At 41.6% G+C, this 26,488-nt stretch carries 25 protein-coding genes; 19 read left to right on the forward strand and 6 right to left on the reverse strand.

Annotation, left to right across the window (positions count from 1 at the left end; translation table 11 throughout):
• The first annotated feature begins 2 nt into the window (after positions 1–2).
• Positions 3–941, forward strand: coding sequence for a response regulator (locus NST73_RS01555; protein WP_024719015.1), 939 nt, complete (start codon positions 3–5; stop codon positions 939–941).
• Positions 942–1,134: 193 nt separating this feature from the next.
• The gene (locus NST73_RS01560; protein WP_024719014.1) at positions 1,135–2,226 is read left to right on the forward strand and encodes an SEC-C metal-binding domain-containing protein; all 1,092 of its coding nucleotides are present in this window, start codon (positions 1,135–1,137) and stop codon (positions 2,224–2,226) included.
• A gap of 48 nt (positions 2,227–2,274) precedes the next feature.
• Here the strand turns inward: NST73_RS01560 and NST73_RS01565 are convergent, their stop codons facing one another.
• Complete coding sequence (locus tag NST73_RS01565) at positions 2,275–3,315, reverse strand: DUF4352 domain-containing protein (protein WP_135010205.1); 1,041 nt, start codon at positions 3,313–3,315, stop codon at positions 2,275–2,277.
• 498 nt (positions 3,316–3,813) lie between these two features.
• On the opposite strand from NST73_RS01565, the gene NST73_RS01570 reads away from it, so the two are divergent.
• Positions 3,814–4,743 (forward strand): aldo/keto reductase, encoded by a 930-nt coding sequence (locus NST73_RS01570; RefSeq protein WP_144679699.1) that lies wholly within the window; start codon positions 3,814–3,816, stop codon positions 4,741–4,743.
• A gap of 35 nt (positions 4,744–4,778) precedes the next feature.
• On the opposite strand, the gene NST73_RS01575 is transcribed toward NST73_RS01570, so the two are convergent.
• Together NST73_RS01575 and NST73_RS01580 are read right to left on the reverse strand one after the other, a co-directional pair.
• Positions 4,779–5,744: a GHKL domain-containing protein gene (locus NST73_RS01575; protein WP_342499320.1), complete on the reverse strand. Its 966-nt coding sequence runs from the start codon at positions 5,742–5,744 to the stop codon at positions 4,779–4,781.
• 11 nt (positions 5,745–5,755) lie between these two features.
• Positions 5,756–6,457: a LytTR family DNA-binding domain-containing protein gene (locus NST73_RS01580; RefSeq protein ID WP_007498366.1), complete on the reverse strand. Its 702-nt coding sequence runs from the start codon at positions 6,455–6,457 to the stop codon at positions 5,756–5,758.
• 160 nt (positions 6,458–6,617) lie between these two features.
• On the opposite strand from NST73_RS01580, the gene NST73_RS01585 reads away from it, so the two are divergent.
• The 3 genes from NST73_RS01585 (at position 6,618) to NST73_RS01595 (ending at position 8,857) form a co-directional block, all read left to right on the forward strand.
• Positions 6,618–7,358, forward strand: coding sequence for an ATP-binding cassette domain-containing protein (locus tag NST73_RS01585; RefSeq protein ID WP_007498365.1), 741 nt, complete (start codon positions 6,618–6,620; stop codon positions 7,356–7,358).
• Positions 7,358–8,539, forward strand: coding sequence for an ABC transporter permease (locus NST73_RS01590; RefSeq protein WP_046526598.1), 1,182 nt, complete (start codon positions 7,358–7,360; stop codon positions 8,537–8,539). Before NST73_RS01585 ends, NST73_RS01590 begins: the two co-directional genes overlap by 1 nt.
• A gap of 99 nt (positions 8,540–8,638) precedes the next feature.
• Positions 8,639–8,857 carry a hypothetical protein gene (locus NST73_RS01595; protein ID WP_017358599.1) on the forward strand — a complete coding sequence of 73 codons (219 nt, stop codon included), beginning with the start codon at positions 8,639–8,641 and terminating at the stop codon, positions 8,855–8,857.
• Between the two features lie 306 nt (positions 8,858–9,163).
• Here the strand turns inward: NST73_RS01595 and NST73_RS01600 are convergent, their stop codons facing one another.
• Positions 9,164–10,225 carry a DUF4352 domain-containing protein gene (locus NST73_RS01600; RefSeq protein ID WP_039166404.1) on the reverse strand — a complete coding sequence of 354 codons (1,062 nt, stop codon included), beginning with the start codon at positions 10,223–10,225 and terminating at the stop codon, positions 9,164–9,166.
• Between the two features lie 539 nt (positions 10,226–10,764).
• Between NST73_RS01600 and NST73_RS01605 the strand changes: the two genes are divergently transcribed.
• Together NST73_RS01605 and NST73_RS01610 are read left to right on the forward strand one after the other, a co-directional pair.
• Positions 10,765–11,193 carry a cell wall hydrolase gene (locus tag NST73_RS01605; protein WP_008342138.1) on the forward strand — a complete coding sequence of 143 codons (429 nt, stop codon included), beginning with the start codon at positions 10,765–10,767 and terminating at the stop codon, positions 11,191–11,193.
• Positions 11,194–11,305: 112 nt separating this feature from the next.
• A complete protein-coding gene (locus NST73_RS01610) occupies positions 11,306–12,088 on the forward strand; it encodes a glucose 1-dehydrogenase (RefSeq protein ID WP_017366553.1) in 783 nt (260 codons plus the stop codon).
• Positions 12,089–12,107: 19 nt separating this feature from the next.
• On the opposite strand, the gene NST73_RS01615 is transcribed toward NST73_RS01610, so the two are convergent.
• Together NST73_RS01615 and NST73_RS01620 are read right to left on the reverse strand one after the other, a co-directional pair.
• Positions 12,108–13,148: an acyltransferase family protein gene (locus NST73_RS01615; protein WP_017366554.1), complete on the reverse strand. Its 1,041-nt coding sequence runs from the start codon at positions 13,146–13,148 to the stop codon at positions 12,108–12,110.
• A gap of 214 nt (positions 13,149–13,362) precedes the next feature.
• Complete coding sequence (locus tag NST73_RS01620) at positions 13,363–14,355, reverse strand: LLM class flavin-dependent oxidoreductase (RefSeq protein ID WP_342499321.1); 993 nt, start codon at positions 14,353–14,355, stop codon at positions 13,363–13,365.
• A gap of 417 nt (positions 14,356–14,772) precedes the next feature.
• On the opposite strand from NST73_RS01620, the gene NST73_RS01625 reads away from it, so the two are divergent.
• From NST73_RS01625 to opuAA, 11 genes are all read left to right on the forward strand, one after another.
• Complete coding sequence (locus NST73_RS01625) at positions 14,773–15,375, forward strand: TerD family protein (protein WP_008342134.1); 603 nt, start codon at positions 14,773–14,775, stop codon at positions 15,373–15,375.
• Positions 15,376–15,395: 20 nt separating this feature from the next.
• Positions 15,396–15,977: a TerD family protein gene (locus NST73_RS01630; protein WP_008342133.1), complete on the forward strand. Its 582-nt coding sequence runs from the start codon at positions 15,396–15,398 to the stop codon at positions 15,975–15,977.
• A gap of 41 nt (positions 15,978–16,018) precedes the next feature.
• Positions 16,019–16,597, forward strand: a complete 579-nt coding sequence (locus NST73_RS01635) for a TerD family protein (protein WP_007498343.1) — start codon at positions 16,019–16,021, stop codon at positions 16,595–16,597.
• Between the two features lie 140 nt (positions 16,598–16,737).
• Positions 16,738–17,517 carry a TerC family protein gene (locus NST73_RS01640; protein WP_008342130.1) on the forward strand — a complete coding sequence of 260 codons (780 nt, stop codon included), beginning with the start codon at positions 16,738–16,740 and terminating at the stop codon, positions 17,515–17,517.
• Positions 17,518–17,599: 82 nt separating this feature from the next.
• A complete protein-coding gene (locus NST73_RS01645) occupies positions 17,600–18,793 on the forward strand; it encodes an HpcH/HpaI aldolase/citrate lyase family protein (protein ID WP_342499322.1) in 1,194 nt (397 codons plus the stop codon).
• Positions 18,777–20,108 carry a phosphoribosyltransferase family protein gene (locus NST73_RS01650; protein WP_342499546.1) on the forward strand — a complete coding sequence of 444 codons (1,332 nt, stop codon included), beginning with the start codon at positions 18,777–18,779 and terminating at the stop codon, positions 20,106–20,108. The genes NST73_RS01645 and NST73_RS01650 overlap by 17 nt, the downstream gene beginning before the upstream one ends.
• Positions 20,101–21,210: a cysteine protease StiP family protein gene (locus NST73_RS01655; RefSeq protein WP_342499323.1), complete on the forward strand. Its 1,110-nt coding sequence runs from the start codon at positions 20,101–20,103 to the stop codon at positions 21,208–21,210. The genes NST73_RS01650 and NST73_RS01655 overlap by 8 nt, the downstream gene beginning before the upstream one ends.
• Positions 21,207–22,022, forward strand: a complete 816-nt coding sequence (locus tag NST73_RS01660) for an HAD family hydrolase (protein ID WP_058336322.1) — start codon at positions 21,207–21,209, stop codon at positions 22,020–22,022. The genes NST73_RS01655 and NST73_RS01660 overlap by 4 nt, the downstream gene beginning before the upstream one ends.
• Before the next feature lie 70 nt (positions 22,023–22,092).
• A complete protein-coding gene (locus tag NST73_RS01665; RefSeq protein ID WP_035703101.1) occupies positions 22,093–23,709 on the forward strand; it encodes a YceG family protein in 1,617 nt (538 codons plus the stop codon).
• 14 nt (positions 23,710–23,723) lie between these two features.
• Positions 23,724–24,818: a toxic anion resistance protein gene (locus NST73_RS01670; protein ID WP_024719000.1), complete on the forward strand. Its 1,095-nt coding sequence runs from the start codon at positions 23,724–23,726 to the stop codon at positions 24,816–24,818.
• A 400-nt stretch (positions 24,819–25,218) separates the two neighbouring features.
• Positions 25,219–26,487: a glycine/proline betaine ABC transporter ATP-binding protein OpuAA gene (opuAA, locus tag NST73_RS01675; RefSeq protein ID WP_096880961.1), complete on the forward strand. Its 1,269-nt coding sequence runs from the start codon at positions 25,219–25,221 to the stop codon at positions 26,485–26,487.
• Position 26,488: the final 1 nt, after the last annotated feature.

Genomic DNA, 26,488 nt, shown 5'->3' on the forward strand with positions numbered 1-26,488 from the left:
GTATGCGATTTTTCATTGCAGATGATGATCGTGCAATACGCTCGATTTTAGGTCAGATCATTGAGGATGAGGATCTAGGAGAGGTCGTGGATGAAGCTGATGACGGCATTGGATTAGAAGCGCATTCATTGAACCTGAAAAAAGTAGACATCCTTCTGATTGATCTTTTAATGCCAGCTAGAGACGGCATTCAAACCATACGTCATATTCACCCTGAATTCAAAGGCAAGGTCATCATGATATCTCAAGTAGAAGCAAAAGAGATGATGGCAGAAGCCTATGAACTTGGAATTGAATATTATATTCATAAACCCGTCAATCGAATTGAGATTGTCAGTGTCATTCGAAAGGTCATGGAGCGGATCAAGCTCGAAAAATCAATTTACGATATTCAAGCTTCTCTTCGGCATGTGCTGCCATTAGAGCCAGTGATTTCTCATGAGACAGGTACTGGATCAAAGCGAAGAACGATGAAAGAGGCAGGGGAATTCCTCCTATCTGAATTAGGAATTGTCGGAGAGAGTGGCTCTAAGGATTTACTAGAGATATTGATCTACTTACATGAAACGCAGACAGCCAATTCTCATGAGGTGAATTTTCCGCCATTAAAGCAGCTATTTATCAAAACGGCGGAACGAAAGCTTGGTCGTGGTGCGGCGGATGTGGAAGTGATGCGGGAAGTGAAAGCAGCAGAGCAGCGAATTAGACGAGCCATCCATCATTCCTTAAATCATTTCGCATCACTTGGGCTCACAGATTTTTCAAATCCTAAATTTGAGCACTATGCGTCGAAGTTTTTTGATTTCACTGATGTCAGCCAAAGGATGAAAGAAATGCAGAAGACTTCTTCATCTGCAGGGTCAACAGGCAGAGTCAATACGAAAAAGTTTGTGCAAATCTTTTATTTTGAAGCAAAGCAGCTATTCGAAGGGATGAGCTGAGGGAAATCTATTGGAATGATTGGAGAAAATAAACAGAGACAGAGTGCTTTTGACTATGAGCCGCCTTGCTCTTTTAGACGTCTTTGTTATTTATCTGATCATTCTGATTTTTCTTTTTTCTTGAAAATAAAACTCTCCTGTGCAATCGTTTGTTAAAATAGTGAGGTTAGACTAGAATGTCGGAGGTTTTATTTTGGGAAAAATTAAACGAAATGCGCTCTGCCCATGCGGAAGCGGAAAAAAATATAAACATTGCTGTGGTCAAAAATCAGGCGGAGAACAAACGTCTGAGCTTGTGTTTAAGGAAGCTGTACAAGTTCAAAAGGATTTAATGAATTATGCGTTCTCTAAGCATCAGAGAGCGATCAATCAATTCATTAATGAGTTTTCTTTCCTAGCAGATATGGATAAAGAAACGCAACAAATCTCAGTCTTTCATTTGAGTGTATGGGGCATTTTCTTCCGCCCATTAACAGATAAGAAAGAGACTATCTTCCAAGAATTCCTGACAAAAAAAGCAGAAGATATTACCCGTCCTAAAACAAGACAAGTGGTTGAATCTTGGACAGACATGGAGCCATCTTTGCTTTTATTAAATGAAAAAACGGACGAGTCTCTTTACTTTGAGAATATGGTGACAGCTGAGAAGGTTGAAGTTGATGTGAAGCCGGATCAAACCGTGCTGCCAGAGAAAGGTAGTCTTGTTCTAGGTTTCCCTGTTCAGTTTGAAGAAAAAGCAGAGTTTTTCATTCAATATACGATGTTCGCGAAAGAGTTTACTGATACGCTTCTTCTTCAGGTTCGCCAGCTCGTTGAAGCACATGAGGCAAACGGAGGAGCACGTAGTACATTTATGAGAGAAGCCTTCCCTGAAGTGCTGAAGTGTATGTTTGCGAAGCAAGAAGTTGAAGAAACAGAAGCGCCTGCTCAAACAGAAGGAAGTACAGTAGGACTATCAGCAGATCGGATGGACTGGGCTAGTGACGTTCAGTTGGAAACAGCCAAGCTGATTGAAGACGGGATGAAAGAGCACGGTGACCAAAGCCTGACAGATGGCGCTTTAACAGTTTGGAAAGCTTACTGTGATCAGAAAGCACCTGTGATCCGTAAAGCGGCGTCATTTGCTGCGGGAATCGAATATTATATTCATTCACTTGCAAGCGATGCCCCGCTTTCTCAAGCACAAGTTGCTAAAAAGTATGGTATTAGTGCGTCCACTGTATCGAGCCGATTTAAAGACATTGAAAAAGCGGTCAAAGAAGAGCAAGAGACGACTGTATCATAGCATGAAAAAAGACGCGGCACCTTTCAAGGAGCCAGCGTCTTTTTTTCATCATCTTGTTTTAATAAAACCACTCATGTATTGCTCTGTATTATAATCATTGAGGTCAATTTTCCACTGACCATCTCCGTTACGTTTCATTTTCACTTCATACTCAGCAGGGCTTGAGACTGGAGGAAGCTTTTCAAACTCAGATGCGTACATATTCAAGCTTTTCTTATACAATTCTTCTTTCGAACGGATTTTGCCGTTGTAAAACTCATCTCTTTGTTTGTCTAGTTTGTCTTTTAAGTTAGAAGCATCAATACCGGTTACTTGAGCGACAACCTTCGCTTCGTCATCTGAGATGGTTTTCACACTTGTTTCCACTTTCGCTTTATCCTTCATTGTATTTTGCATGCGTTTGTACATGGATAAAATATCGCGGTCACTGACTTCGTTTCCATATATGCCTGCACTTCTTTTAAAGTCTTTCACAAACATTTCGTGATATTTATTAACGACATCTGATTGATTGTCACCTGTTAATTCTGAGAATTGATCATTCTTTTTGTCAAAAACAATGATATCTGTATAAGCAGATAGTGCTTTTGCTGGGTTATCTAGCTTTTTCGCTGAATCCAGTATCTTTTCGCCATCTAGTTCCATTTCGATCGAATCGCTGTTTTTCTTGATGCTATCTTGGTACACGAACTGATATTTTTTGCCTTTATCTACTAGGAAATAAAGAGCTCCTGATAGTGATTTCCCTTTGTTCAATGACCCAAGATCAAGGCGGTCTTTACTGCCGTAGAATTTTAAATCAGAGACTTTGGCATCGTCCTGATAAAGGGTGAAATCAGAGTTATATAGTGAAAGGGCTTTGTCACCTTTGTTGGTGATCGTCAGGTTGACTTTTAACACCAATTCATTGTCTCGCAAGGTAGTGGTTGAGTCTTCTGGTAACGTATATTCGTAGCTATTCACTTTTACCTCTGCTGTTTTTGTTGATTTTTGGTCAGCCTTTGTTGATTTTGCTGAGCTCTGGCAGGCTGCAGAGATGATCATCACGAATGAAATCATGAGGAGTGCACTTATTTTTTTAAGATTCACAGTTGATGCTCCTTTGCTTTTCTTTCGTCATTTTCTTCCCGCTATCTGACTGAGAAAAAAGAAACAGATAGAATGGTATATTCGGGTGTTAAAGGGGAAAATCTCCTAATGACGATTTGCACTATTCATTCTATCGAATTTCATTCGTGATGAGGAATAGGTTGTAGTCCCTATCTTTGATAGATTTTTACACAAATACCTATAAAAAACGGAATTTAATAAGTAGAATATACTAGTTAATAAGAATTAATTTATCTATTTATCATGAGTTTTAAATGTTTTGTGTGTAAAAATCTTGAGACGGAGGTAGTTTTCATTTCAAAAGATGTGTTAGGATTCACATCGCAAAGCTTTTCGTTTAAGTGTATCTTCATCATACGAATCTGTTTCTTTCAAAGCGTCCACCTCCAGATTGATTTTCAGAGAGCAGAATACTTGAATGTTGAAAATGATTCATGGGAAAATAAGGATGATTAAGCAGATAAGGGAGATGAGCTTTTGAAAAAAGTAACGCTTGGACGAACTGATTTACAGGTGAATCCGATAGGGCTTGGAACAAATGCAGTAGGTGGCCATAATTTATTCCCGAATCTGAGTGAAGATGCAGGGCGGGAGCTAGTAGAAACTGCTCTTGATCATGGTGTCAATTTCTTAGATTCTGCTTTTATTTATGGGCTGGGCCGTTCAGAAGAATTGATTGGCGAGATCATTGCCAAAAGAGGCGGCAGAAAAGAACTGGTTCTTGCGACAAAAGGGGCTCATAAAGAAGTAAACGGGCAAATTGAACTGGATAATAGCCGTGATTTCTTAAGACAGCAGGTCGAAGACAGCCTGAAGAGGTTGCAAACTGATTATATTGATTTGTACTATATGCATTTCCCAGACGGCCGCACGCCGCTGGATGAAGTGGCAGGTACTTTAAAGGAATTGAAGGATGAGGGGAAAATCCGGGCAATTGGGGCATCAAACCTTGATTTTGAACAGCTTCAAACCTTTAATCGAGATGGACACCTAGACGTGCTTCAATCAGAGTATTCTCTGCTAAAACGTCAGGCAGAACAAGACCTTCTCCCATACTGCGTGGAGCATGGGATTTCCTTTATCCCTTATTTTCCATTGGCGTCAGGCCTGTTGACTGGGAAGTTTACAAAGGATGCGACATTTGATGATATTCGAGCAAAGGACCCGCTTTTCCAAGGCGATGCTTTCCTTCAAAACCTCGAAAAAGTAGACAAACTGAAGGCCATTGCGCAATCAAAACATGCCGAAACAGCCCATGTAGCGCTGGCGTGGCTGTTGGCGCAGGATGGCATTGATGCCATTATTCCTGGTGCAAAACGAGCCGAGCAAGTCTTACAAAACTTGAAAACAAACGATGTTCAATTAACAAAAGAAGAAATCAACGAAATCGATCAGATCTTTTCATAATATAAAAAATAAGGTGCCAAGTAGCACCTTATTTTTTATGCCATTGTGAGAGGAATCTTGATCACGAGCCTCAGGTTTGGAGAACGATACGTAAAATCAAGCGTGCCGTCTGCCTTTTCAACAAGCTGATGAATGATATAAGTACCCATACCTTGATGATCACCGCCTTTTGTCGAGCGGCCAAACGTCTTGAACAGATGATCTAATATGTGTTTTTCCATGCCCTTAGTACTGTTTTCACAATGAATCAAAAAGAGCCCGCTTTGGATGGAAGTCGTGATCGAGATGCTTCCCTCGTTCCCAGCTTGCTTCGCTTCAATAGCGGCGTCTAATGCGTTATCAAGCAGGTTGCCAGTAAAACTCACCTGATCCGCCTTAGAAAAAGGAAGAGAAGAAAAGGGTGCTTGAAGATCTAGTGAAAGGGCAATGTCCTCTTTTTCAGCCCGCTGGAAAAAGGAATGAAGGGTGGAGGCCAAATAAGCATTTTCCCCTTTGATCCAAGGGAAATGTTTCACGTATTGCTGAATCAAATCTTTGATCTCATGCTCGTCATTCGATGCGGAAAAGGCATTTAAATGTCTAGCTGTTTCATGGTGTTTACTTCGCAGCTCAAGCAGCAAGTCATTGGTTCTCGACTCAGCATGAATCAGCTCTTGAAGCCGACCATTTAATCGTTGCTCCGTTTGCATCACCTTGAAGGAAAGGAGATCGGCTGTCAAAATGATGATGACAGTTAAAAGATGGCTTAGTCCATTTCCGTGCGTGAGAAAAAGTGAAATGCCTGAACAGGTGATGAGCACAAAAGCGCCTAATATCATGTAACCATTCATACCTAGCCAAAACCTTTTGTAAATGAAAAAGGTGTAAAGGCACAAGATGCAAAAGGTCAGAAGCCACACCATGCTTGATGACAAAGGCAGAACAGCTTTAGCAGCAGCTTGAACTGCAAGACCGAGCCAGATGAGCGTATATATGCGAAATCCAAGATAGAAAGCGTTCACGTTCGTTCTCCTTAAAAGTAGTATTTCTTAAAGTATTCTAATTGCTGCTTGGTCATCATGGCTTTTTTATCAGTCCCTTCAAAAGACACGATAAATGAATTTTTGGCATACGCCGAAAAGTTCTTAATGTAATGAATATTGATGATAAACGAGCGGTGGGAGCGGATAAAGTCTTTCTCAGCTAAATCACCTTTTAACTCGTTGAGAGTTTGGTATGTTTGAATATCTCCTGTTGTTGTGACAATGGTCGTCGACCTGCCAGTACGTTCAACAAAGATGACATCCTTTTTTTGCAGTACATGGATATCTGATTGCTGCTTGATGAGAAGCCGTCCGTGAATGCTTTTCTCCTGCTTGGTGGACATGTAGCGCTCTAAGGATTTGGCGATTCGATCAGCTTGATAAGGCTTCATAATATAATCATGGACATTCAAATCAAAGGCATGGACAGCATACCCACTGTTTCCCGTCACAAATACAACATCCACATTCAGTGCATGGGAGTGAATAAGGTCTGCTAATTCATAGCCAGACATGCCAGGCATCTCAATGTCTGCAAACAATAGATCAATGTCGCCCTGTTTGACCTTCTCATATGCATCCTCCGCTGACTGCGTCACAAAAACGATGTCAACGGCATCCATTCTGCCGACAATGGCATGCAGCTTTTCTAAATCCACTCGGTAATCATCGACAAGACCTACTTTTATCATAAAAATCACCTATGACTCTTCTTATTATTTGTCTATTTTACCATTTGTTTTTTAAAATGGATCATTTCAAGACAGAAAAAGGACGTTTCGCGACATTTTTATGTCAGACAGGCGGTATTTTTTCTATCATAGACGTAGATAGTCGAAAGGGGCGAACCAAATGATTACTCTCAGCGATTGTAGTTGCTGGTTTACAGATAAGAAAAAAGTCGTAAAGGCGATGAAACATATGACATTCTCCGTGAAGGAAGGAGAAGTCGTCGGCATCTTAGGAGAAAATGGTGCGGGGAAAACCACATTATTACGCGCCGTTGCGACATTATTGGAGCCTACTCATGGAACAGTCAATGTTGCAGGCTTTGATACAGTCAAAGAAGCAACTGAAGTGAAAAAGCGAATTGGTGTCTTGTTTGGCGGCGAGACGGGACTTTATGACCGTTTGACGGCTCGTGAAAACCTTGAATACTTTGGGAAATTATATGGCTTGGATCAGCATGAAATCAAAGCAAGAATTGAGGATTTAGCAAAGCGATTCGGGATGAGGCAGTACATGGATCGCAAGGTAAAAGGATTTTCAAGAGGGATGAAGCAAAAGGTGGCGATTGCCAGAACATTGATTCATGACCCTGACATTATTTTGTTTGACGAACCGACAACAGGTTTAGATATCACATCGAGTAATATTTTCAGAGAGTTTATTCATCAGTTGAAACAGCAAAATAAAACGATTCTATTTTCAAGCCACATCATGGAAGAAGTCAGCCTGCTTTGTGACAGTGTCATGATGATTCATCAAGGGGAGCTCGTGTACAAAGGAACGCTTCCAGAATTATATGCACAGGAACAAAGTGAAGACTTGAATTACATCTTTATGTCGAAGCTCGCAAGGGGGAATGCATAATGTGGAAAACCGTCTTTTTAAAAGAAATGACAGATTCGCTCAGAGACAGGAAAACGTTGCTCTTAACAGTGTTGATCCCTCTTTTGACGATGCTCGGACTCGTGTTTTTCTACGAAAGCATGATCGCTGATCCAGGCGATAAAACGTATACAGTCGCAATCAATGAAAAGCTTCCGTCCGATATGAATGACATGATCAAAGAAGTGAAAAACCTGAAACTTGAAACATTTGATGACCCGCAGCAAGCCGTTAAAGACGGTGAAGCAAATGCTTATCTAGAAATGCCAAAAGATGCAGGCGATATGCTTCAGCATCAAACATCGTTTGCCATTAAAGTCCATGGGTATCCAACAGATGATGATTCCGTGATTGCGGTTCAAATGCTGCAATCATTGCTTGAACAATATCAAAATCAAGTCGTAGAAAAGCGTTTGGCACAGGATCAGATCAAATCGTCAGTGATTCATCCGTTTGAGGTGCAATCGGTTGATGTGCAAGAAGGAGAGGACGGGGATGGAGAAAACGGGGTGACCACCATGCTGCTGTCGATTCTCCTTCCAATGATTTTAGTGACGTCTGTGATCTCAGGTGCTTTGCCAGCTGCGCTTGATATCGTAGCAGGTGAAAAGGATAGAAAGTCAATTGAAGCTTTATTCCTGACACCGGCCAGCAGACTTCAGCTTTTAATTGGAAAATGGCTAGCTGTTTCTATGTTTGGTATATTAAGTGGCATTGTGGCGATTGGCATGCTGCTGCTCTCTACATTGCTCTTTACAGAAAAACTGAAACAAGCGCTGAACTTCGGGGATCAAGTGTGGAGCATCATCGGCGTTATGTTAGCGGCATTAATTATTTTCTCATTTATGGTATCCATGATTGAACTGCTGCTCAGTGTCGTTTCAAGCTCAGTGAAAGAAGCACAATCGTACATGTCCATGATCATTACACTAGGTGTGATTCCGATGTTTTTCACCATGAGAGCAGGCGCTACGCAGCTAGATACGTATTACTTTGCGATCCCATTCCTTAATATTCACGCACTATGCAAGCAATTGATGTTTGGCATCGTTGACCCGATGTCAATTGCCCTGACGCTCGGCTCCTCGGCGCTGACAGTGATGATTTTGTTTGTCATCGTGAGAAGTTTGTTTATGAAAGAGAAATGGATGCTTGCGAAATAGAAAGAACATTTCATTGATAGAAATGAAGAACTTGTAGATTTTTTCTACAAGTTTTTTGTTTTGTATGTTTAAGTGAGTGATAAAAAAGGGCTGATAGAATTGAGAAATGCAATTGATAGAGCTTTAGGTTCTGTTGCACATTTATTCCAATCTGACTATGAAGGCGATGAAACTTATATTGCTTTAGTAGACGATGAGCAAAGGTTCGAGAAATTAATCACTCCTTATGTAGAGGAATACATACAAGAAGATGATGCAGTTGATCCGATTGACATCATAAAAGGATATGATGCTGAAAAGGGGAATTCATCTTCATAGTATGTTGTATCCTTTTGTCAGTATACGCCTTACAATAAGGAGGTGCGAAAATTGCCCGCAGCTTTCAGTTATGGAATCACCTGTTTCATCGCTTTTCTACTAATCATTTTTGTTCTCACCCATAAAAAACTAGAAAAAAAACTAGATCTCACAATTTTGATCGTAGTAGCCACCACATTATTGATGGTGAATGTCTTGTGGGTGTGGGTCACCATTTTCTTCCTTACTTGTTTGTATGTCGGAATCAAATATAGACATCAATCAAAAAAAGACTAAAGAAAACCCCCGGAAACCGGGGGTTTTTCTTTAGTTCTTGATGAACTTTTCAACCAACGAGCTTGTTTTGTAGTCGTTCAAATCAAGTTTCCATTGGTCGATATCGTTTTTCTTCATGTTCACTTCTACAGTTTCTTCAGAAGATGATGGTCCTAATTTTTTAAATTCATCTGGATAGATAGAAAGTAGATATTTCTGTGCATCATCATAAGATGCTGTACGGTTTTTGCTGTAGAATTCAGTTGCTTTTTCTTTTAAACGATCGACAAGCGGGCTTGCATCAATTGGTGTAAGTGTCACAGTCACGACAGCTTTATCACCGCTGATTGATTTTGTTTTCGTTGATACTTTTGATTTTTCAGCTAATGTTTCTTTTACAGCTTTTAGAAGCTTATCAAGGTTTTCGTCTTTTGCTGAGCTAGATGAAATACCAGAAGAAGAAATGTAGCCTTGTTTGAATGATTTATCAAATTCGTTTACGACAGTTGATTTGTTATCACCTGTTAGTTTTTCGAAATCGTCATTTTTCTTGCCAAAAATCATGACATCAATATAAGAAGAAAGGGCTTTTGCAGACGCTTGAAGTGTATCTGCCTTTTTCATCAAGTCTTTTCCTTTAATATCGAATTCTAGTGTTTTGTCATCTTTTTTCGATCCAGTACCAGGCTCTGTGTAGACAAGTTGATAGTCTTTTTCTTTATCAACTACATAGAAAAGACCACCTTTTGATACTTTACCTGCATTTAGAGAGCTTGAAGATAATACTTCGTTGTAGTCATCAGGAGAGATGGTAGACACCTGAGCGTCATCTTGGTAAAGCGTAAAGTTGCTTTTATCCACATTCAATGGTTCTTTGCTGATGTTTTTTACAGATACATTCACTTTTAGGACATATTGATCATCCTGAACAGATGTATCGTATTGAGGTGGTAAAGTGTACTCAGCACTTTCTACTTTTACTTCAGCTGCATCAAGGGATTTTTTTGTATCGCTTTCTTTCGCAGCAGTTTTGTCTTTTCCACCACTACAAGCAGCAGCGACAACAGTTACACACAAAATCAGAAGAAACAGGGATAATTTCTTTTTAAACATGAGATGTTTTCCTCCTCGGGTTTTATGGTGAATTTCATTGGAAAGCTTTAGTTCATATCGTTCTTTTTGCACAAAAAGAAAAATACTGTATGTTTTTTACTGTAGAATGAAGCGAAAGTACTGTCAATACCTCAGTGCGTTCGAAAGGTTCATCCACTTCAAGTAGTAAAAATGACACTATGTTGAGAGGAGAAATGTGTATTTTATTGTTTGAAATCTCCTGTAAAAACTCAACATTTTATATTTTAAGGTTTTGAGTCGGATTATTGAATAGGTTCAAATGACTGTTTTTGAAGAAGATGTAGCAAATAGAAGGATTTTTATGACTTGTAAATGAGTCGTTAGTAATGAATATTTTTTCCTGTGATGTGTATGATCACTAGGTTTGTGTGTTGTTGACATAGAGACACTTGTCCAGCGAAATGTTGAGGTATTTAGACAGGCTCTCGACACGGAATGTGTCTTTTCCCTTCAAAATGGCAGTCATCTACACAGAAACCCTACATAAAATAAAAGAGAAATGAATGGGAGGTGGATGTATGGCAGTGGTAAGAGCGACAAGCTCTGATATTGATTTAATGGCCAGACTGCTGAGAGCCGAAGCGGAAGGTGAAGGGAAACAAGGGATGCTGCTTGTAGGAAATGTAGGCATCAATCGTTTGCGTGCCAACTGTTCTGACTTTAAAGGGCTGCGTACGATTCCACAAATGATTTATCAGGAGCATGCGTTTGAGGCAGTCACGCATGGCTATTTTTATCAGCGAGCACGAGAAAGTGAAAAGACACTTGCACGGAGGAACATTAATGGTGAACGATTTTGGCCTGCGAAATTCAGTCTTTGGTATTTCAAACCGCCTGGAAATTGTCCATCCACTTGGTACAATCAGCCGTTTGTGGCAAGGTATAAGTCACATTGCTTTTACCAGCCCACAGCTGAAACATGTGAGAATGTTTATAACACCTTTTAGCTTGATGAACAGCACAATCCTTTGTATTCAAGAGGATTGTGTTTTTCTTTTTTTCAAAATGGGTAACCATTGTGTATCAACAAGATGAAGCACGTGATTGGAGGAAATGAAGATGTATCAAGATTTAAAAGGGAAAACAGCCATTGTGACAGGTTCTTCTAAAGGGATTGGACAAGCCATCGCCTTGAGGTTTGGACAAGAACAAATGAACGTGGTTGTGAATTATAAAGGTGATGAAGAGGGTGCTGAAGAAACAGTACAAGCCATTCAACAGCATGGAGGTAGGGCGGTGAAAGTACACGCAGATGTCTCCAAAGAGGAAGGGATTCAGGCGTTAATGGATGCCGCGCTGGAGAATTTTAACGCACTAGATGTGTTCGTCAATAATTCGGGATTTAATGGTGAAGAAGCAATGCCGCATGAAATGACGTTGGAACAATGGCAAAAGGTCATTGATGTGAATATCACAGGCTCATTTTTAGGAGCAAAGGCAGCAATCGCCTATATGATGGAGCATGATGTGAAAGGATCAATCTTGAATATATCCAGTGTCCATCAAGAGATCCCGCGTCCGTTCAATGTTCATTACTCTACTTCTAAAGGAGGAATGAATATGATGACGAAGACGCTGGCTCTTGATTATGCCGAAGCGGGTATTCGGGTCAATGCGATTGCACCAGGTACAATGGCAACGGAATCAAATGACGACCTTCAAGATGAACAGAAAAAACAAAAGCAGCTTGAGAAAATTCCAATGAGAACGTTTGGCGATCCAAAGGAGATTGGATCCGCCGCTGCATTTCTCGTATCGAAAGAAGCGGCCTATATTACAGGTACTACATTATTTGTTGATGGAGGAATGACACTTTATCCATCTCAATTAAATGATGAATAATAGAAAAACATCCGCCCCATTAGCCGGCGGATGTTTTTTCTTTGTAGCGGTGTGCTGACTTTGCTGGTTTGCCGAGCAGCATAGGATACTTGCTCAAGAAAGAGATACATGGCACCATGAGCAGCAATGTACCGATCGTATAAAAGAGCGTCCAAGAAAGCTGCGTTGTATCAGAGATATTGATGCCTAGTCCGTAATAAACAAATGCCTTCATGATATCGATACCGGCAAATTGCAGGACGAGAATCACAATGGAATGACGTCCGAGATACGTCAATATCGTGGACGTTTTCAATTTGAAGCTTAAATAAATAACAGCAGCTGAACCGAGCAGTGCACAAGCATAAAAAATGAATAGATCCCCATAGTCATTGACCCGCATATCAATTCGTGAATTAAAGCTTTGCATATATGCAGTCAGTACAAGCAGACCTGTACATAACAGAAGGGTAGGATCTGTTTTTAATTCCACAAACCATTGTTTTGCTAAAAATCCGATTGAATAAAACACAACAGCCGTTAACGCAACGTTGGCATTCCAAGGGAGACTCTGGTTTAACAATAGCGTGGAAGCATATCCGGCTCCGCCGCAAAGGACGGTCAGTAAAATCAATACAGCTGGTTTTCCTTTTGTCAGACGATGCATTAAGAAAAACAACATTTCCACTAAAAAGAGCGTCGTTAAAAACCAGATGGCTGGGTTATGCGTCAGTCTTGCTTCATCGGCATTTGAAATGAAAATTCCCGTAAATGGAACGAAGGGATCAATATCTGTTTGCCCCTTAAAGGCGAAAAATCGGGTCACCGTGAACCAGAAAACGTACGTAATAATGGAGAAATAGAGATAAGGTAAGAGCAAGCTTTTTGCTTTTTTCTGTATAAATGACATAGCAGGTTGTGAGGATGATCGAAACATCATACCTGATAGTAAAAAGAAGAGTGGCATATGAAAAGAGTATATAAATTGCTTGAATGAATCAGGAATGGGTACATGTGCCATAACGACGAGCAGAATGCCGATTCCTTTAGCCGCATCCACCCAGTCGAGTCGTTTATTCATGGCCAGTCATCTCCTTCCTTTCTCAGCATTGTAAACCGTTACTTCATATGTACCTCTACTATATAAAAGGTACACCTACCATGCGTTTACAGTTCGCTAACGATTAGAAGACACATTTGCGATCAGATGACAGAAGGAAGCTTTTTGACATCTCGATGTTACATTTCCCATTTTTTATGACAATGTAAAAAAAGAAGCCAATGAAAGATTGGCTTCAAAATAGTTCTGCGATTCGTTCAAAGGAACGCTGTTTTTCCATTGGATCAAATGAATTGTTTAATATCATCATCTCGTCCGTTTGATAACGGTCCATTAAGATTTTCAGCTGTTCTTGCACTGTTTGCTTTGAGCCAACAATCATTCGCTGGCGGTTTTGTACCACTTTTTTCTTTTCTTGCTCAGTGTAATGATAGTTCTCTGCTTCTTCTATAGAAGGAACGCGGCTGTCCAGCCCTTTTTCAACCCGAAGTAGCCATAAATCTGTACTGGTGGCAATGCGGCTTGCTTCCTCGTCTGTGTCTGCGCAGATCACAAAGACAGCAAACATAGACTGAGGCTGACGTGAGAAAACGGATGGAGAAAAGTGTGACCGATACGCTTCAAAAGCTTGCCGGCCTCGTGCAGGGTGAATAAAATGTCCGAAAATATAGTTGATTCCAAGTGATGCCGCCTTGATGGCACTGTTTTCCCCGAGTCCAAGCAACCAGACTGGCGGATAAGAATCAACGAGCGGAGCCGCTTTCACTCCTGCATGCCGATGACCAGAAGGCAGGCTGTCAGATAAGTAAAAAAGAAGGTCCTCCAGCTGGCGGTCAAATTGAGACAGTTCTTTCTTGACGCCGTCTGTCAAAGCGAGTCTCGTCCTTTCAATTCCGCCTGGGGATTTACCAACCCCGATCTCAATTCGTCCAGGGTAAAGGGCTTCAAGCTGGCGGGTGACTTCTGCTACTTTAAAAGGGCTGTACTGCGGGAGTAAAATACCCCCAGAGCCTGTGCGCAAAGTCGATGTGTGTGAAGCAATATGTGCCATTAATATTTCAGGCGCTGTACTCGCGAGTCCTCTCGTGCTGTGGTGTTCAGCAAACCAATACCGCTCATACCCCAGTGTTTCCGCAAGCTTGGCCAGCTCTGTCGTATGAACCAATGTTTCTTGTGCGGATTGGCCTTTAGGGATGGCGACTTGATCTAATATATGAAGTGATGGCATGATCAACACCCTTTCATCAATACGTTGAATTCTATCCATAAGTATAAAGAAAGTCAGGAACGGAAGGAAATGAAAGGGTTTATCACAGCTATGTACATGAATTTTCTATATCAACATATGAAGTGGGTGTGCGTCCTGTTTTTAAGCGAGAGGCTGTGTAACGGGAACATTCGACAATGTTTCACATGAAACACTTCTTTTACGACATGAATCATTTTTGTCATGGATCTTTCTTTAAAAAAATATCATCATATTGAAACCTCTTTTATACATAGATCGTATATACTAGTAAATAGAAAAAAGAGTAAGAGGCTCCAATGTCATTTCATGAATTTTGTCGAATTTTCATGTATGATGATTTTAATAGGGTCCATCGCTTAATAAATAGATTTTTATTATGCTGGAGGAGTGATTGATTTGGCGATTACATTAGAAAAAGGTCAACGTATTGATTTAACAAAAGGAAAAGCAGGACTAACCAATATTCTAGTTGGACTTGGCTGGGACCCTGTGTCACAAGGCGGCGGTTTTCTTGGAAAGCTGTTTGGCGGCGGAGGCGGCGCTGATATTGATTGTGACGCTTCAGTGCTGATGCTGAAAAATGATAAGTTTGTTGAAAATAAAGATTTGATTTACTTTGGTAACTTGAAAAGCAAATGCGGTAGTGTTGAGCATACAGGTGACAACCTGACAGGTGAAGGAGACGGAGATGATGAACAAGTCCTCGTCAACTTAAGCAAGGTGCCAGGCAATGTGAATAAATTGGTGTTCGTTGTGAACATTTATGATGCACTTAGAAGAAACCAACACTTTGGTATGATTCAAAATGCTTACATCCGAATTGTTGACCGTTCAAACAATCAAGAATTAGTGAAATATAATTTGAAAGATGAATATGCAGGTAAAACATCATTAATCGTTGGAGAGCTTTATCGCCACGAGAATGAGTGGAAGTTTGTAGCTGTAGGAAATGGTACAAACGATGCGAAGCTTGCCGATATTACGAGAAACTACATTTAATTAGAAGGGAGAGGTTCCTAGTGGGAATTTCTTTAGCGAAAGGTCAAAAAATTGATTTAACAAAAACGAATCCAGGTTTAACAAAAGTAGTCGTAGGTCTTGGCTGGGATGTAAACAAGTATGATGGCGGACATGACTTTGATCTAGACGCAAGCGTATTCCTTTTAGATGCAGCAGGGAAAGCAAACTCTCCATCTGACTTTGTCTTCTACAATCAAACAACTGGCGGTGGCGGAAGTATCGTACATACAGGCGATAACCGTACAGGTGAAGGAGACGGAGATGACGAGCAGGTCAATGTTGATCTTTCAACTGTACCAGCAAGTATTGAGAAAATCTCCTTCGTCATTACAATCCATGATGCAGAAGCACGCAGCCAAAACTTTGGACAGGTGTCTAACGCTTACGTCCGCATTTTAAATGCGGCATCAAATGAAGAGCTCATTCGCTATGATTTGGCAGAAGACTTTTCAATTGAAACAGCGATTATTGTAGGTGAATTATACCGTCATGGCGGAGAGTGGAAATTCTCAGCTGTTGGATCAGGCTATCAAGGCGGACTTGCCCGCATTGCAACAGACTTCGGCTTAGATATCGGGTAACGCCCGTTTTCATATTTTCAGAAGATAGGAGAGATACGAATATGGCGATTCAGCTTTCAAAAGGACAACGTGTCGATTTAACGAAAACCAACCCAGGGCTGACAAAAGTGATGATCGGACTTGGCTGGGATACGAATAAATATTCAGGCGGAGCCGAATTTGATTTGGACGCTTCGGCTTTCTTAGTAGATGCAAACAATCGTTGTCAACAAGATACAGACTTTGTGTTCTATAATAATCTGCAGCATCCAAGTGGCAGTGTCACTCACACCGGTGATAACCGTACGGGTGAAGGAGATGGAGATGACGAGCAAATTCTCGTTGATTTCTCGAAAATTCCTGCTAACATTGATCGTATCGGAATTACAGTTACGATTCATGATGCAGAGGCACGCAGCCAGAATTTTGGACAAGTCTCTAATGCATTTGTTCGTGTTGTAAATGAAGAGGGCGGGGAAGAATTGATTCGTTTTGATTTAGGCGAGGACTTCTCAATTGAAACAGCTGTCGTTGTATGCGAACTATATAGACACGGCAGCGATTGGAAGTTTAACGCAATCGGAAGCGGATTCTCTGGCGGACTTGCAGCTCTTTGTCAAAATTATGGGTTAGAAGTGTAAAGAGAAGAAACAACTTCATTCAAGAGGCGCTGCCAATGACTCATATGAGGGTATTTTCCAAAGTGAGAAAGAAACAGCGATCAAGAATAACAGCAGGCGAAAGCCTGCTGATGCTTCTACACTTATAGGAGGAAAACCAGTTGGACATTTTGAAACATATGTTGGACACGTATGCCTCGTTTTTTGATTGGCATATGTGGGCAGAGGTATTAACAGACCCTGTCTCTTGGGGGCTTATTGGGACCCTTGTCGTGCTTGAAGGTTTGTTGTCAGCGGATAACGCACTTGTATTAGCTGTTATGGTGAAACATTTACCTGAAAAACAGCGTAAAAAGGCATTAACCTACGGATTAATTGGCGCTTATTTCTTCCGTTTTCTATTTATTGGCGTAGGGATGCTGCTTATTAAGTTTTGGTGGATTAAGGTACTAGGCGCTGCATACTTAGCTTGGCTGGTCATTAAGCACTTCTGGTTAGGTGACGGAGATGACGAAGCGAAGGAATTGAAAAAAGAAGGCTGGATGATTCGTGTATTTGGCGTCTTCTGGGCAACTGTTATTTCTGTAGAAATTATGGACCTTGCCTTCTCGGTAGACAGTATTCTTGCTGCATTCGCTGTATCTGAGGAAGTATGGATTCTTCTTTTAGGTGGAATGCTTGGAATTCTCATGATGCGTACAGTGGCACAATTATTCCTTGTGCTCATCGACCGTATACCAGAGCTTGAGAATACGGCATTTATTCTCATTGGAATTATTGCCATCAAAATGGGCTTAAGTGCTGCTCATATTGAAATCCCGCATCTTGCATTCTTTGCGATTATTATCCTAGCGTTTATCGGAACGTTTATTGTTCATAAAATCAATAAGAAGAAGCATCAAGGTGTAACAAACGAAGCTGCGGCTTCAAAAGAAGAATAGGACGATCAAAAAGGAATGGAGTTGACTAGCGGCTCCATCCTTTTTTGAATCATCAAGTCATTACAACAGGAGGTGGCACTGCATGCGATATTTTCGTTTTTTATCAGAGACGAGGCAGCACGATATTTTTTTAAAGCGGCCGGCGGCAGTTCATTCATTGACGCCAAGGCATGTACTTGCGCATGCATTAGGTGCTACTTTGTATATGCCTGCGACAAGACAGGATGTAGCAGACATGCTGCTTTCGCAGAAATATGAAGCGCTTTGCTCTGTTGTGTTTTGCTTGGAGGACGCCATTGGTGATCAGGAAGTGGACATGGCTGAACAGAATATAGTGGCACAATTGACCTGCCTTTCTGAGACAATTCATCACTCTCCAGAAATAGCTGAGCATTTGCCGCTTTTATTTATTCGGGTTCGTTCGCCCAAACAGCTGCTCAAAATGGCAGATTTGCTCGGTCCCTCTCTTCATTTACTGACTGGTTTTGTGTTTCCGAAGTGCTCCGTTCACAATGCAAAGGAATATATGAACAGTTTGAAACAGGCTTCAGCACAAACTCAGAAAACACTATACGGAATGCCCATTTTAGAAACACCAGATTTACTAGAAAAAGAAACGAGATATCAGGTGTTGTCTGAGTTAAAGCAGATCATGCTGAATGATGAGGAATATATTTTGAATATTCGCATTGGGGCAACGGATCTGTGTGGATTATACGGCATTCGCCGTGATCGCGAGACCACTATTTATGAGATCAGAGTCATTGCTGAGTTGATCACAGATATCATCAATTATTTTGGTCGTTCTTTTGTGATATCAGGTGCTGTATGGGAGCATTTTGGACCGGCACGAAAAGAACAAAATCCATTCATCCGTGCAATTTCTAAGAGCGGTGAATCTTCCTCATCTGAACTCGATCATATGCAAGGTCTGCTCAAAGAGACAAGGTTGGATGTGGTAAACGGTATTCATGGCAAGACAGTCATCCATCCAACGCATCTCAAGCCAGTTCAAAGCATGTACGTTGTCACAAAGGAAGAGTACATGGATGCATTAAGTATTTTAGAACATGCAGATGGTACAGTCGGCGTGATGAAGAGTACCTTCTCTAATAAAATGAACGAAACGAAGCCGCACTATCGCTGGGCGGAAAACATTTTAATGAAGTCAGACATTTACGGGGTGTTTCATGAAAATAGAAGCTATATCGACATACTCACAGAATCAGAAGCCGCATACGCTGAACATCTTGGAACATATGGAGGTGGAGCTTAACCTCAAAGGGGGTACGCTTCAGCTTGAAAAAGAACATCTTTTTGACATGGCGGCACGGGTGAACAAAAAGAGAGCCTTTTTATTTGTTAGTAAGGTGCTCGGGAAACATATGCCTGTTCACCCGTTGAAACCACTCCTCGTCTCAGGTCTTTTGGCAATGGCTTATGCAAAAGAACAAACAGGCAAGACGCCCCCGCATCAAGACGATATAGTAGAAGCACTAAAAACGAATGATCATGTTAAGTTAACCGAAGCCTATGCTGCGCTCAAAAAAGAGAAGCTTTCGGCGGTAAACGAGCCGATTGTGATCGGCTTTGCTGAAACGGCAACTGCGCTTGGTCATGGTGTGTATGACGTCATAGAAGGAGCATCTTACATTCATACGACACGTGAACAGCTGTTGGATCTTGATCCTTCACTCGTATTTGAAGAGGAACATTCTCATGCGACAGATCAGCTTTGCTACGCAGACGACGCCTTACTTCGGACGGATCGCCCGATTGTGCTAGTAGATGATGAGGTCACGACAGGCCGGACAAATATGAACATCATTCGGGATCTGCACGCAAAGCACCCTAGATCCTCTTATACGATTCTATCCATTTTAGATTGGAGAACAGAGGAGCACGAGGAAGCAATGCTTCAGCTTCAAGAGGAGCTAGGTGTAAATATCACATCATTATCTTTATTAAAAGGGCAGATGATGTTTCGGGGGACAACGCTGGATGAGCCTGCTTATTCGTATGAAATTGCTACGCAAGAGAAAAGACCTGAACTCTCTTTTCATTCTCTTCAACCCTTCTTTAAGCAAGTGCCATATTCACTTTCCCATGCAGTCAATCCGGCGGGGCATTCGCCGTATATCCATGAAACAGGTCGTTTCGGTTTAAACGCAGCGGACACGGACGCCATTGATCAAGCAACTGCTGAGGCTGGGCTGAAGCTTCAGCGAAAACGAAAAGGAAAACAGACACTCTGCTTAGGAACAGGAGAATTGATGTATGTGCCGATGAGACTTGCAACTCATATGGGCGAAGGTGTCCTTTTTCATTCGACGACAAGAAGTCCGATTCATCCGGTTGAAAAGGAAGGGTACGCTGTTCAAAACGGATTCGCATTTTTGAGTCCAGAGGATGCCCGCATTCAGCACTACGTGTACAATATCCCTAAAGATCAGTACGATGATGTCTTTTTGTTTTTTGAGAAAAAGGTGTCTCAAGAAGCTTTGATGCCGCTGATCCACTTATTTGCTGAGCGGCATGTGAAGCATGTGCATATTGTGACTTTATCAGATGAGGTGAAGGTGAATGGCTAACGTGTATACAAAGATGGGAAGCTATCCAGAGCAGGACGTAACCTTCTTACTCAAGGATTTATCGTCGATTGAGATGGAGAAAAGTACAGAAGAGCGGGAGCGCTCTATTCAAAGCGGTGCCCATTACTCAGAAATGCTGCCAATTGAATATAAGCCGACGTCATCTTATATGGACTTATTCTATCAATCTCTTGAAGAAAGTAAGCAAAAGGTAGCGGAAGCCGTAGCGGTTGTCGCAGAACAAATTGTGAAAAAGCGAGGATTTCAAACCGTTCTTTGCAGCTTGGCACGGGCTGGGACACCAATCGGGGTGCTCATTAAACGGTATATCAGAAAGACGTATGGTCTCGATTTGCCGCATTATAGCATCTCTATTATTCGTGACCGCGGAATAGATGAAAATGCGCTGCATTATATCCTCAAAGAACATCCAGGTTTTGAGATTGCCTTTATTGACGGTTGGACCGGAAAAGGTGCTATTTCCAAAGAGCTTCAAAAAGCGGTGCTTGATTTTGAACAGAAGTATGGAATTCGTCTTTCGAGTGAGTTAGCTGTGCTTGCTGATCCTGGTTATTGTACAAATGTTTACGGAACGAGAGAGGATTTCCTCATTCCAAGTGCCTGCTTGAATTCAACGGTCTCTGGCCTAGTTAGTCGAACGGTGCTAAACAACCGCTGGATCCATGCCGATGATTTCCATGGGGCCAAGTATTATGAAGAGCTCATTGATGAGGATGTCTCTAATTTGTACGTGAATACAATTGAAGAAGCATTTTCTGAACTTAAGGCAAATGTACAAGAGAAAGCAGAGACCCTGCTCGCACAAGGAACGCCTCCTGATTGGCGGGGAATGACATCCATTGAAGCAATTGGTCAGGAGTTCAAAATAGACAATACACATTTGATTAAGCCGGGCGTCGGTGAGACGACCCGTGTGCTGCTCAGAAGAGTCCCTTGGAAAGTACTTATTCAGCCTGGATCTCGGGAAAAGCTCAAGCACATTTTACTACTCGCAGAGGACAGAGGCGTGCCCGTCATTGAATATGCCAACATGTCCTACACATGCTGCGGACTCATCCGCCCATTGGAGCAATCGTCATGAAGAATATCGCATTTGCCAGTGATTTAGACCGGACACTGATATACTCACATCGAATGCTGGAGCAGTATGCATACAAGGGAGCATACGAATTAATTGAGGTGCTGGACGACCGGCCGCTTTCCTACATGTCGATTGAAACGAAAGCATCCTTACAGGCAATTCATCAAGCAGGCTGGTTTATCCCAGTGACGACAAGAACGACAGCACAATTTGAACGAATCACTCTCTTTCAGCAAGAGATTAAACCAGAGTATGCCGTCACGACAAACGGCGGCTGTATTCTTCATCACGGTAAGCCGCTTGAGGAGTGGCAGGCGATTGTAGATGAGAGACTGCAAGAGTGTATGCCAGTGATAGATATGCTGCGGGCGATCTCTGAACTTCCGGTTGCCGCTTGGGTGAAACGTACTCGAACAGCTGAGGGAAGATTTCTTTATTTAATTATGAAAGACGAGTTTCTTTCTCATATTCCGCTCGCTGAATTAAGGCTGTGGGGTGAGGAGAGAGGCTGGCAAGTTTCCCTTCAAGGCCGGAAACTGTATTTTATTCCAAAGCCGCTCAATAAGTGGGCTGCTGTTGCTTTTCTAAAAGAAAGGCTACACCTTGAATATGTATATGGTGCGGGCGACTCCTTGTTAGATGCTGATCTCATACGTCAAGCGGATAAAGGCTTCGCTCCGAGTCATGGGGAAGTCTTAGATGTTGATCTATCGCTTGAACCGACGACAGCCTCTGGCATGGCGGCGGCAGACGAAATCGCCGCTTCTGTCGCAAAGAAGATGAACACAGCAAAAAAGCCTTCGATTCGATAGCAGAAGTAGAAGGCTGAATGATATGATAGTAGTAGCTTTCGAGAAAATATAGGAGAAAGGAAGGAGCGGCGTGAGCTATAAAGAAATCAACGTAACCCAGACACGGGCGAAACAGGAAGCCTGGAAAAACCTGCTGAAAAAGCCGCTCCCTGAACGAGATGGCTACGTCAAGGACGAGCACACTTTATCCTTGCCGCGTCTCGCTGCCCGCGTCCTTGGAACTCCGCATGATGCAACCGATTATTTTATTTATTTACATGAATTATACGAAACTGACGGCATGCATATTTTAAGTGAAACCCTCAACCGGCATATTGAGCCGGAGCACTTTCAAGCGCTCCAGCGGATTCATATGATCAATCAGGAAGAAAAGGGATTGTCCGTGAATCGATTTGTGGCTTTCTTAGACGGTGAACAGCTCATTGTCCGTCATCCAAACCCAGTGATGAACCGGCATATTCGCCTTTCGTTAATCCAGGTGTTTGAACATTTCAAGCAGTTGCATGAAGGGGGATTCCAGCATCCTGATTTCCGCCGCGTGCTGCTAGATGTAGTGAAGTTTTCAAATAATCATCTAGGACCATGGCTGAAGGAAGGCAATTTGGAAGAAAAAATGCCAGCTGTCATTTGGTATGGAGAGGCGAATAAAAGTCAGCTTTATTTTCTTTACTATGTCATGCTGATTGGCTGTGATGTGGTGCTGTTTCATCCAGAAGGCAAGGATCAATTTCGTGAATTAGATCCAGAAGAAAAGCTGACTTTTATTGATCAGTATCCAGGGACGTCAAAGCTTGAACCGTTCCCTACTGAAAAGCCTGAGAGGAAATCAACGGTGGCATATCGTTCGACAAGAGAGCTTGAAGAGGTACTTCACACAGAAGATTCCATGCTGTATAAGCCATGGCAATTTAGAGATCATACCCCTCATTCTATTACGCTAAAGACAACGTATGATGAGCTGTTTTTAATTGCAAAGGAACGGTCGTTTATCCGCCCGAATTTCAAAGCAGACCGTGACACCATACAGATTCCGAATCTTTTTGCGAAGATGATGGGGGTGACGAGAGACAAGCGAGAATATTGGGACCGTATCCATACGCTAATGGAGGGGAAAGAAACGAAAACGATCCGTCATTTCCCTTTCACACAAGAAGTGTCTTCGAATTATCAATTTCATTATCAGCATGCACTTTCTAAAGCAGGAGAAGTTGACCCTGATTTGTTAATGAAAAGCAATGTGTGGCAGTTCTCGCATTTGTATGAGGGCACGCAGCGTGCGATCGCAGAGGCCATTTCTCGAATTTGTCAGCATCCGAAGCTGTTAAAAGAAGGTCATGAGACCGAATTAGATGTGCGTATTTATTTATTCAAGCAGCTTTTGCATATGAACCAAGATGTAATTGAACTCATTCAAACCTTTGATTATGCCCAGACTGTACCGAAAGTGATTTTATACCATACGGAATATAATGGTGAGCTGACTCGTTCTGATGCGGCTGCCCTGATTTTCCTAAATGAAATGGGTGTGGATCTCTTCGTCTATCATCCCGCCGGCTATCAGTGTATAGAGCGGTATATAGACGATCAATTATTTGATACACATTGGCTTGATGAAATGGTCATGAACCAAGAGTTTAAAGAGCCGTCCATTGTGAGAAAGTTATTTCAATCCATTAAAAACCGATAAGGAGATCAAAGCTTATGACAAATACAAACGGAAATGACATCATTTCAATTGATAAAGAGGAAATCACGATTGAAAAGGCAGACGATATTCGCGTTCAGCTGCGCAATGAACCAGAAGTCCAAAACATTGCGAGACAGATTGATGCCAAAAATCAGCTTGAACTGCTTGAATACGGAAAACAGCCGGCTGTCGAAATCTCTAAGTTTTCTGACCGTATTCTCTCTATGATGCGTTCAACAAGTGTCACAGACTCAGGAACGATGCTTACACAGCTTGGAAAAATTATGGATCGTTTTGATAAAAATGATTTTGACGAGCCAAAGGGCGGTTTGTTATCAAAAATCTTTAAACGCGGTGGCAGCATGATCGAGAAGATTTTCAGCAAATATCAAACGCTCGGTGCAGAAATTGAAAAAATTAATGTGGAAATCAGTAAATACAAAGATGAAATGACCAAATCGACGGTTACGCTTGAAGAAATGTATGAGCATAACATTCAATACTATATGGAGCTTGAAAAGTATGTCGTCGCAGGGCAAATGAAGATCGAAGAATTAAAACAATTGGTTCCTTCTTATGAAGAAAAAGCGGCGGGGGGAAACCAGCTGGCACAAATGGAGCTGGATACGCTTCGTAATGGGATTCAAGCGCTTGAAGAACGTGTATATGATCTTGATATGGCACGGATGGTGGCACTTCAAACCGCACCGCAAATCCGTTTGCTGCAGCGTGGTAATACGAAATTAATCGGGAAAATTAACTCTGCCTTCATCATTACGATTCCAATTTTCAAAAATGGAATCATTCAAGCGGTAACAGCGAAGAGACAAAAGCTTGTGGCTGATTCCATGAGTGAGCTGGACAGAAGAACGAATGAAATGCTGAAACGAAATGCTGAAAATATCTCAAGTCAAAGTGTTGAGATTGCTAAATTATCAGGTCGTCCAAGCATCGACATTGAAACGATCGAATCATCCTTTAATACGATTGTACAAGGGATGAAAGAGACGAAACAGATTGAAGAAGAAAACAAACGATTACGTGAGGACGGAACAAAACGTATGCTTGAACTTCAAGATAATATTAAGAGAGCTGCCCTAGAGTCCTAAAAAAACAGGCTGTCTGTAACGAAAGTTGCAGGCAGTTTTTTCATGAATTTGATTAAAATTTGAGAAAAAAGGTTTTTATGTGACCTTTTTCGGGTAAATCCTGTTCAGGGGCATGGTTCACCGATGAAAGAAAAAGCCCGCTACCACAAGGATTTGACTTATTTTTTAGCACAATAAGGAATTTCCAGTAAAATATTGTCTGGTGAGAGAAAATACCCCGTAAAATATGTAGTTTATGAAGCATTCTATAGGATTTACGAGTAATACGGCGTATAAACTGTAATCACCAGACCTCTATATGGAATTCATACATATTGTACGGAAATAAGCGAATTCTAAAGATTGTTCGCATCATAACGCTTATGTTACGGTTATAAAGATGCTAATTTGGAGGGAAAAAATGAATTCTGAAGAGAGAAAGATCAAAATCAAGATAAATAATGTATCTAAAATTTTCGGTAAAAATGCTAAAAAAGCATCTCAAATGCTTGAAAAAGGGAAGACAAAGAGAGAAATCCTAAAAGAGACCGGCGCAACAGTTGGTGTCAATCGAGCAAATTTTGATGTGTATGACGGCGAGATATTTGTCATCATGGGGCTATCAGGGAGCGGAAAGTCCACACTTGTGCGGCTGCTGAATAGGTTAATCGAACCAACCTCCGGCGAAATTTATATTGATGGGGATATGATAACAAATATGTCAAAGGATCAATTGCGTGAAGTCAGACGGAAAAAGATCAGCATGGTCTTCCAAAACTTCGCATTGTTCCCGCATCGTACCATTCTGGAGAATACAGAATACGGACTTGAATTGCAAGGTGTAGAGAAGGATCAGCGCCGCTCTAAAGCACTTGAATCTTTAAAGCTTGTTGGACTTGAAGGTTTTGAAGAGCAGTACCCAAATCAATTAAGTGGCGGTATGCAGCAGCGTGTTGGATTGGCACGTGCACTAGCTAATGACCCTGATATTTTGTTAATGGATGAAGCATTCAGCGCACTAGATCCATTAATTCGTAAAGACATGCAGGATGAATTGCTTGAGCTTCATACGTCTGTAGGAAAAACAATTATTTTCATCACGCATGATTTAGATGAAGCGCTTCGTATTGGCGACCGCATTGTCCTCATGAAAGACGGGAATATCGTTCAAATCGGAACACCAGAAGAAATTCTGATGAACCCATCGAACGAGTATGTTGAACGTTTCGTTGAAGATGTAGACCTTTCTAAAGTATTAACCGCTGGTCATATTATGAAACGTGCAGAAACAGTTCAGATTGATAAAGGGGCACGTGTTGCGCTCACGCTCATGAAGAACCTTGGTATTTCGTCTATCTATGCAGTAGATAAGAAAAAGCATTTATTAGGTGTTATTTCTGCACAAGCAGCGAAAAAAGCGGCAGAAACGGGTGCGTCGCTAGAAACTGTTCTCGATAAAGAATTTACGACAGTATTGGAATCAACGTATTTAACAGAGATCTTTGATGCAGTATCTGATGCGGCAAATATTCCAATTGCCGTTGTAGATGAGAAAAACAGAATGAAGGGTATTGTGGTCAGAGGTGCATTGATTGGTGCATTATCAGGTAATGATGAATATATCAACATGTCTTCTAACAAGCTAGAGGAAATTAAAGCACAAGAGCCTTCTGCACAGGAGGTAGAATAAG

It is taken from the genome of Bacillus sp. FSL W7-1034 (assembly GCF_038593365.1).
GTDB lineage: Bacteria > Bacillota > Bacilli > Bacillales > Bacillaceae > Bacillus > Bacillus altitudinis.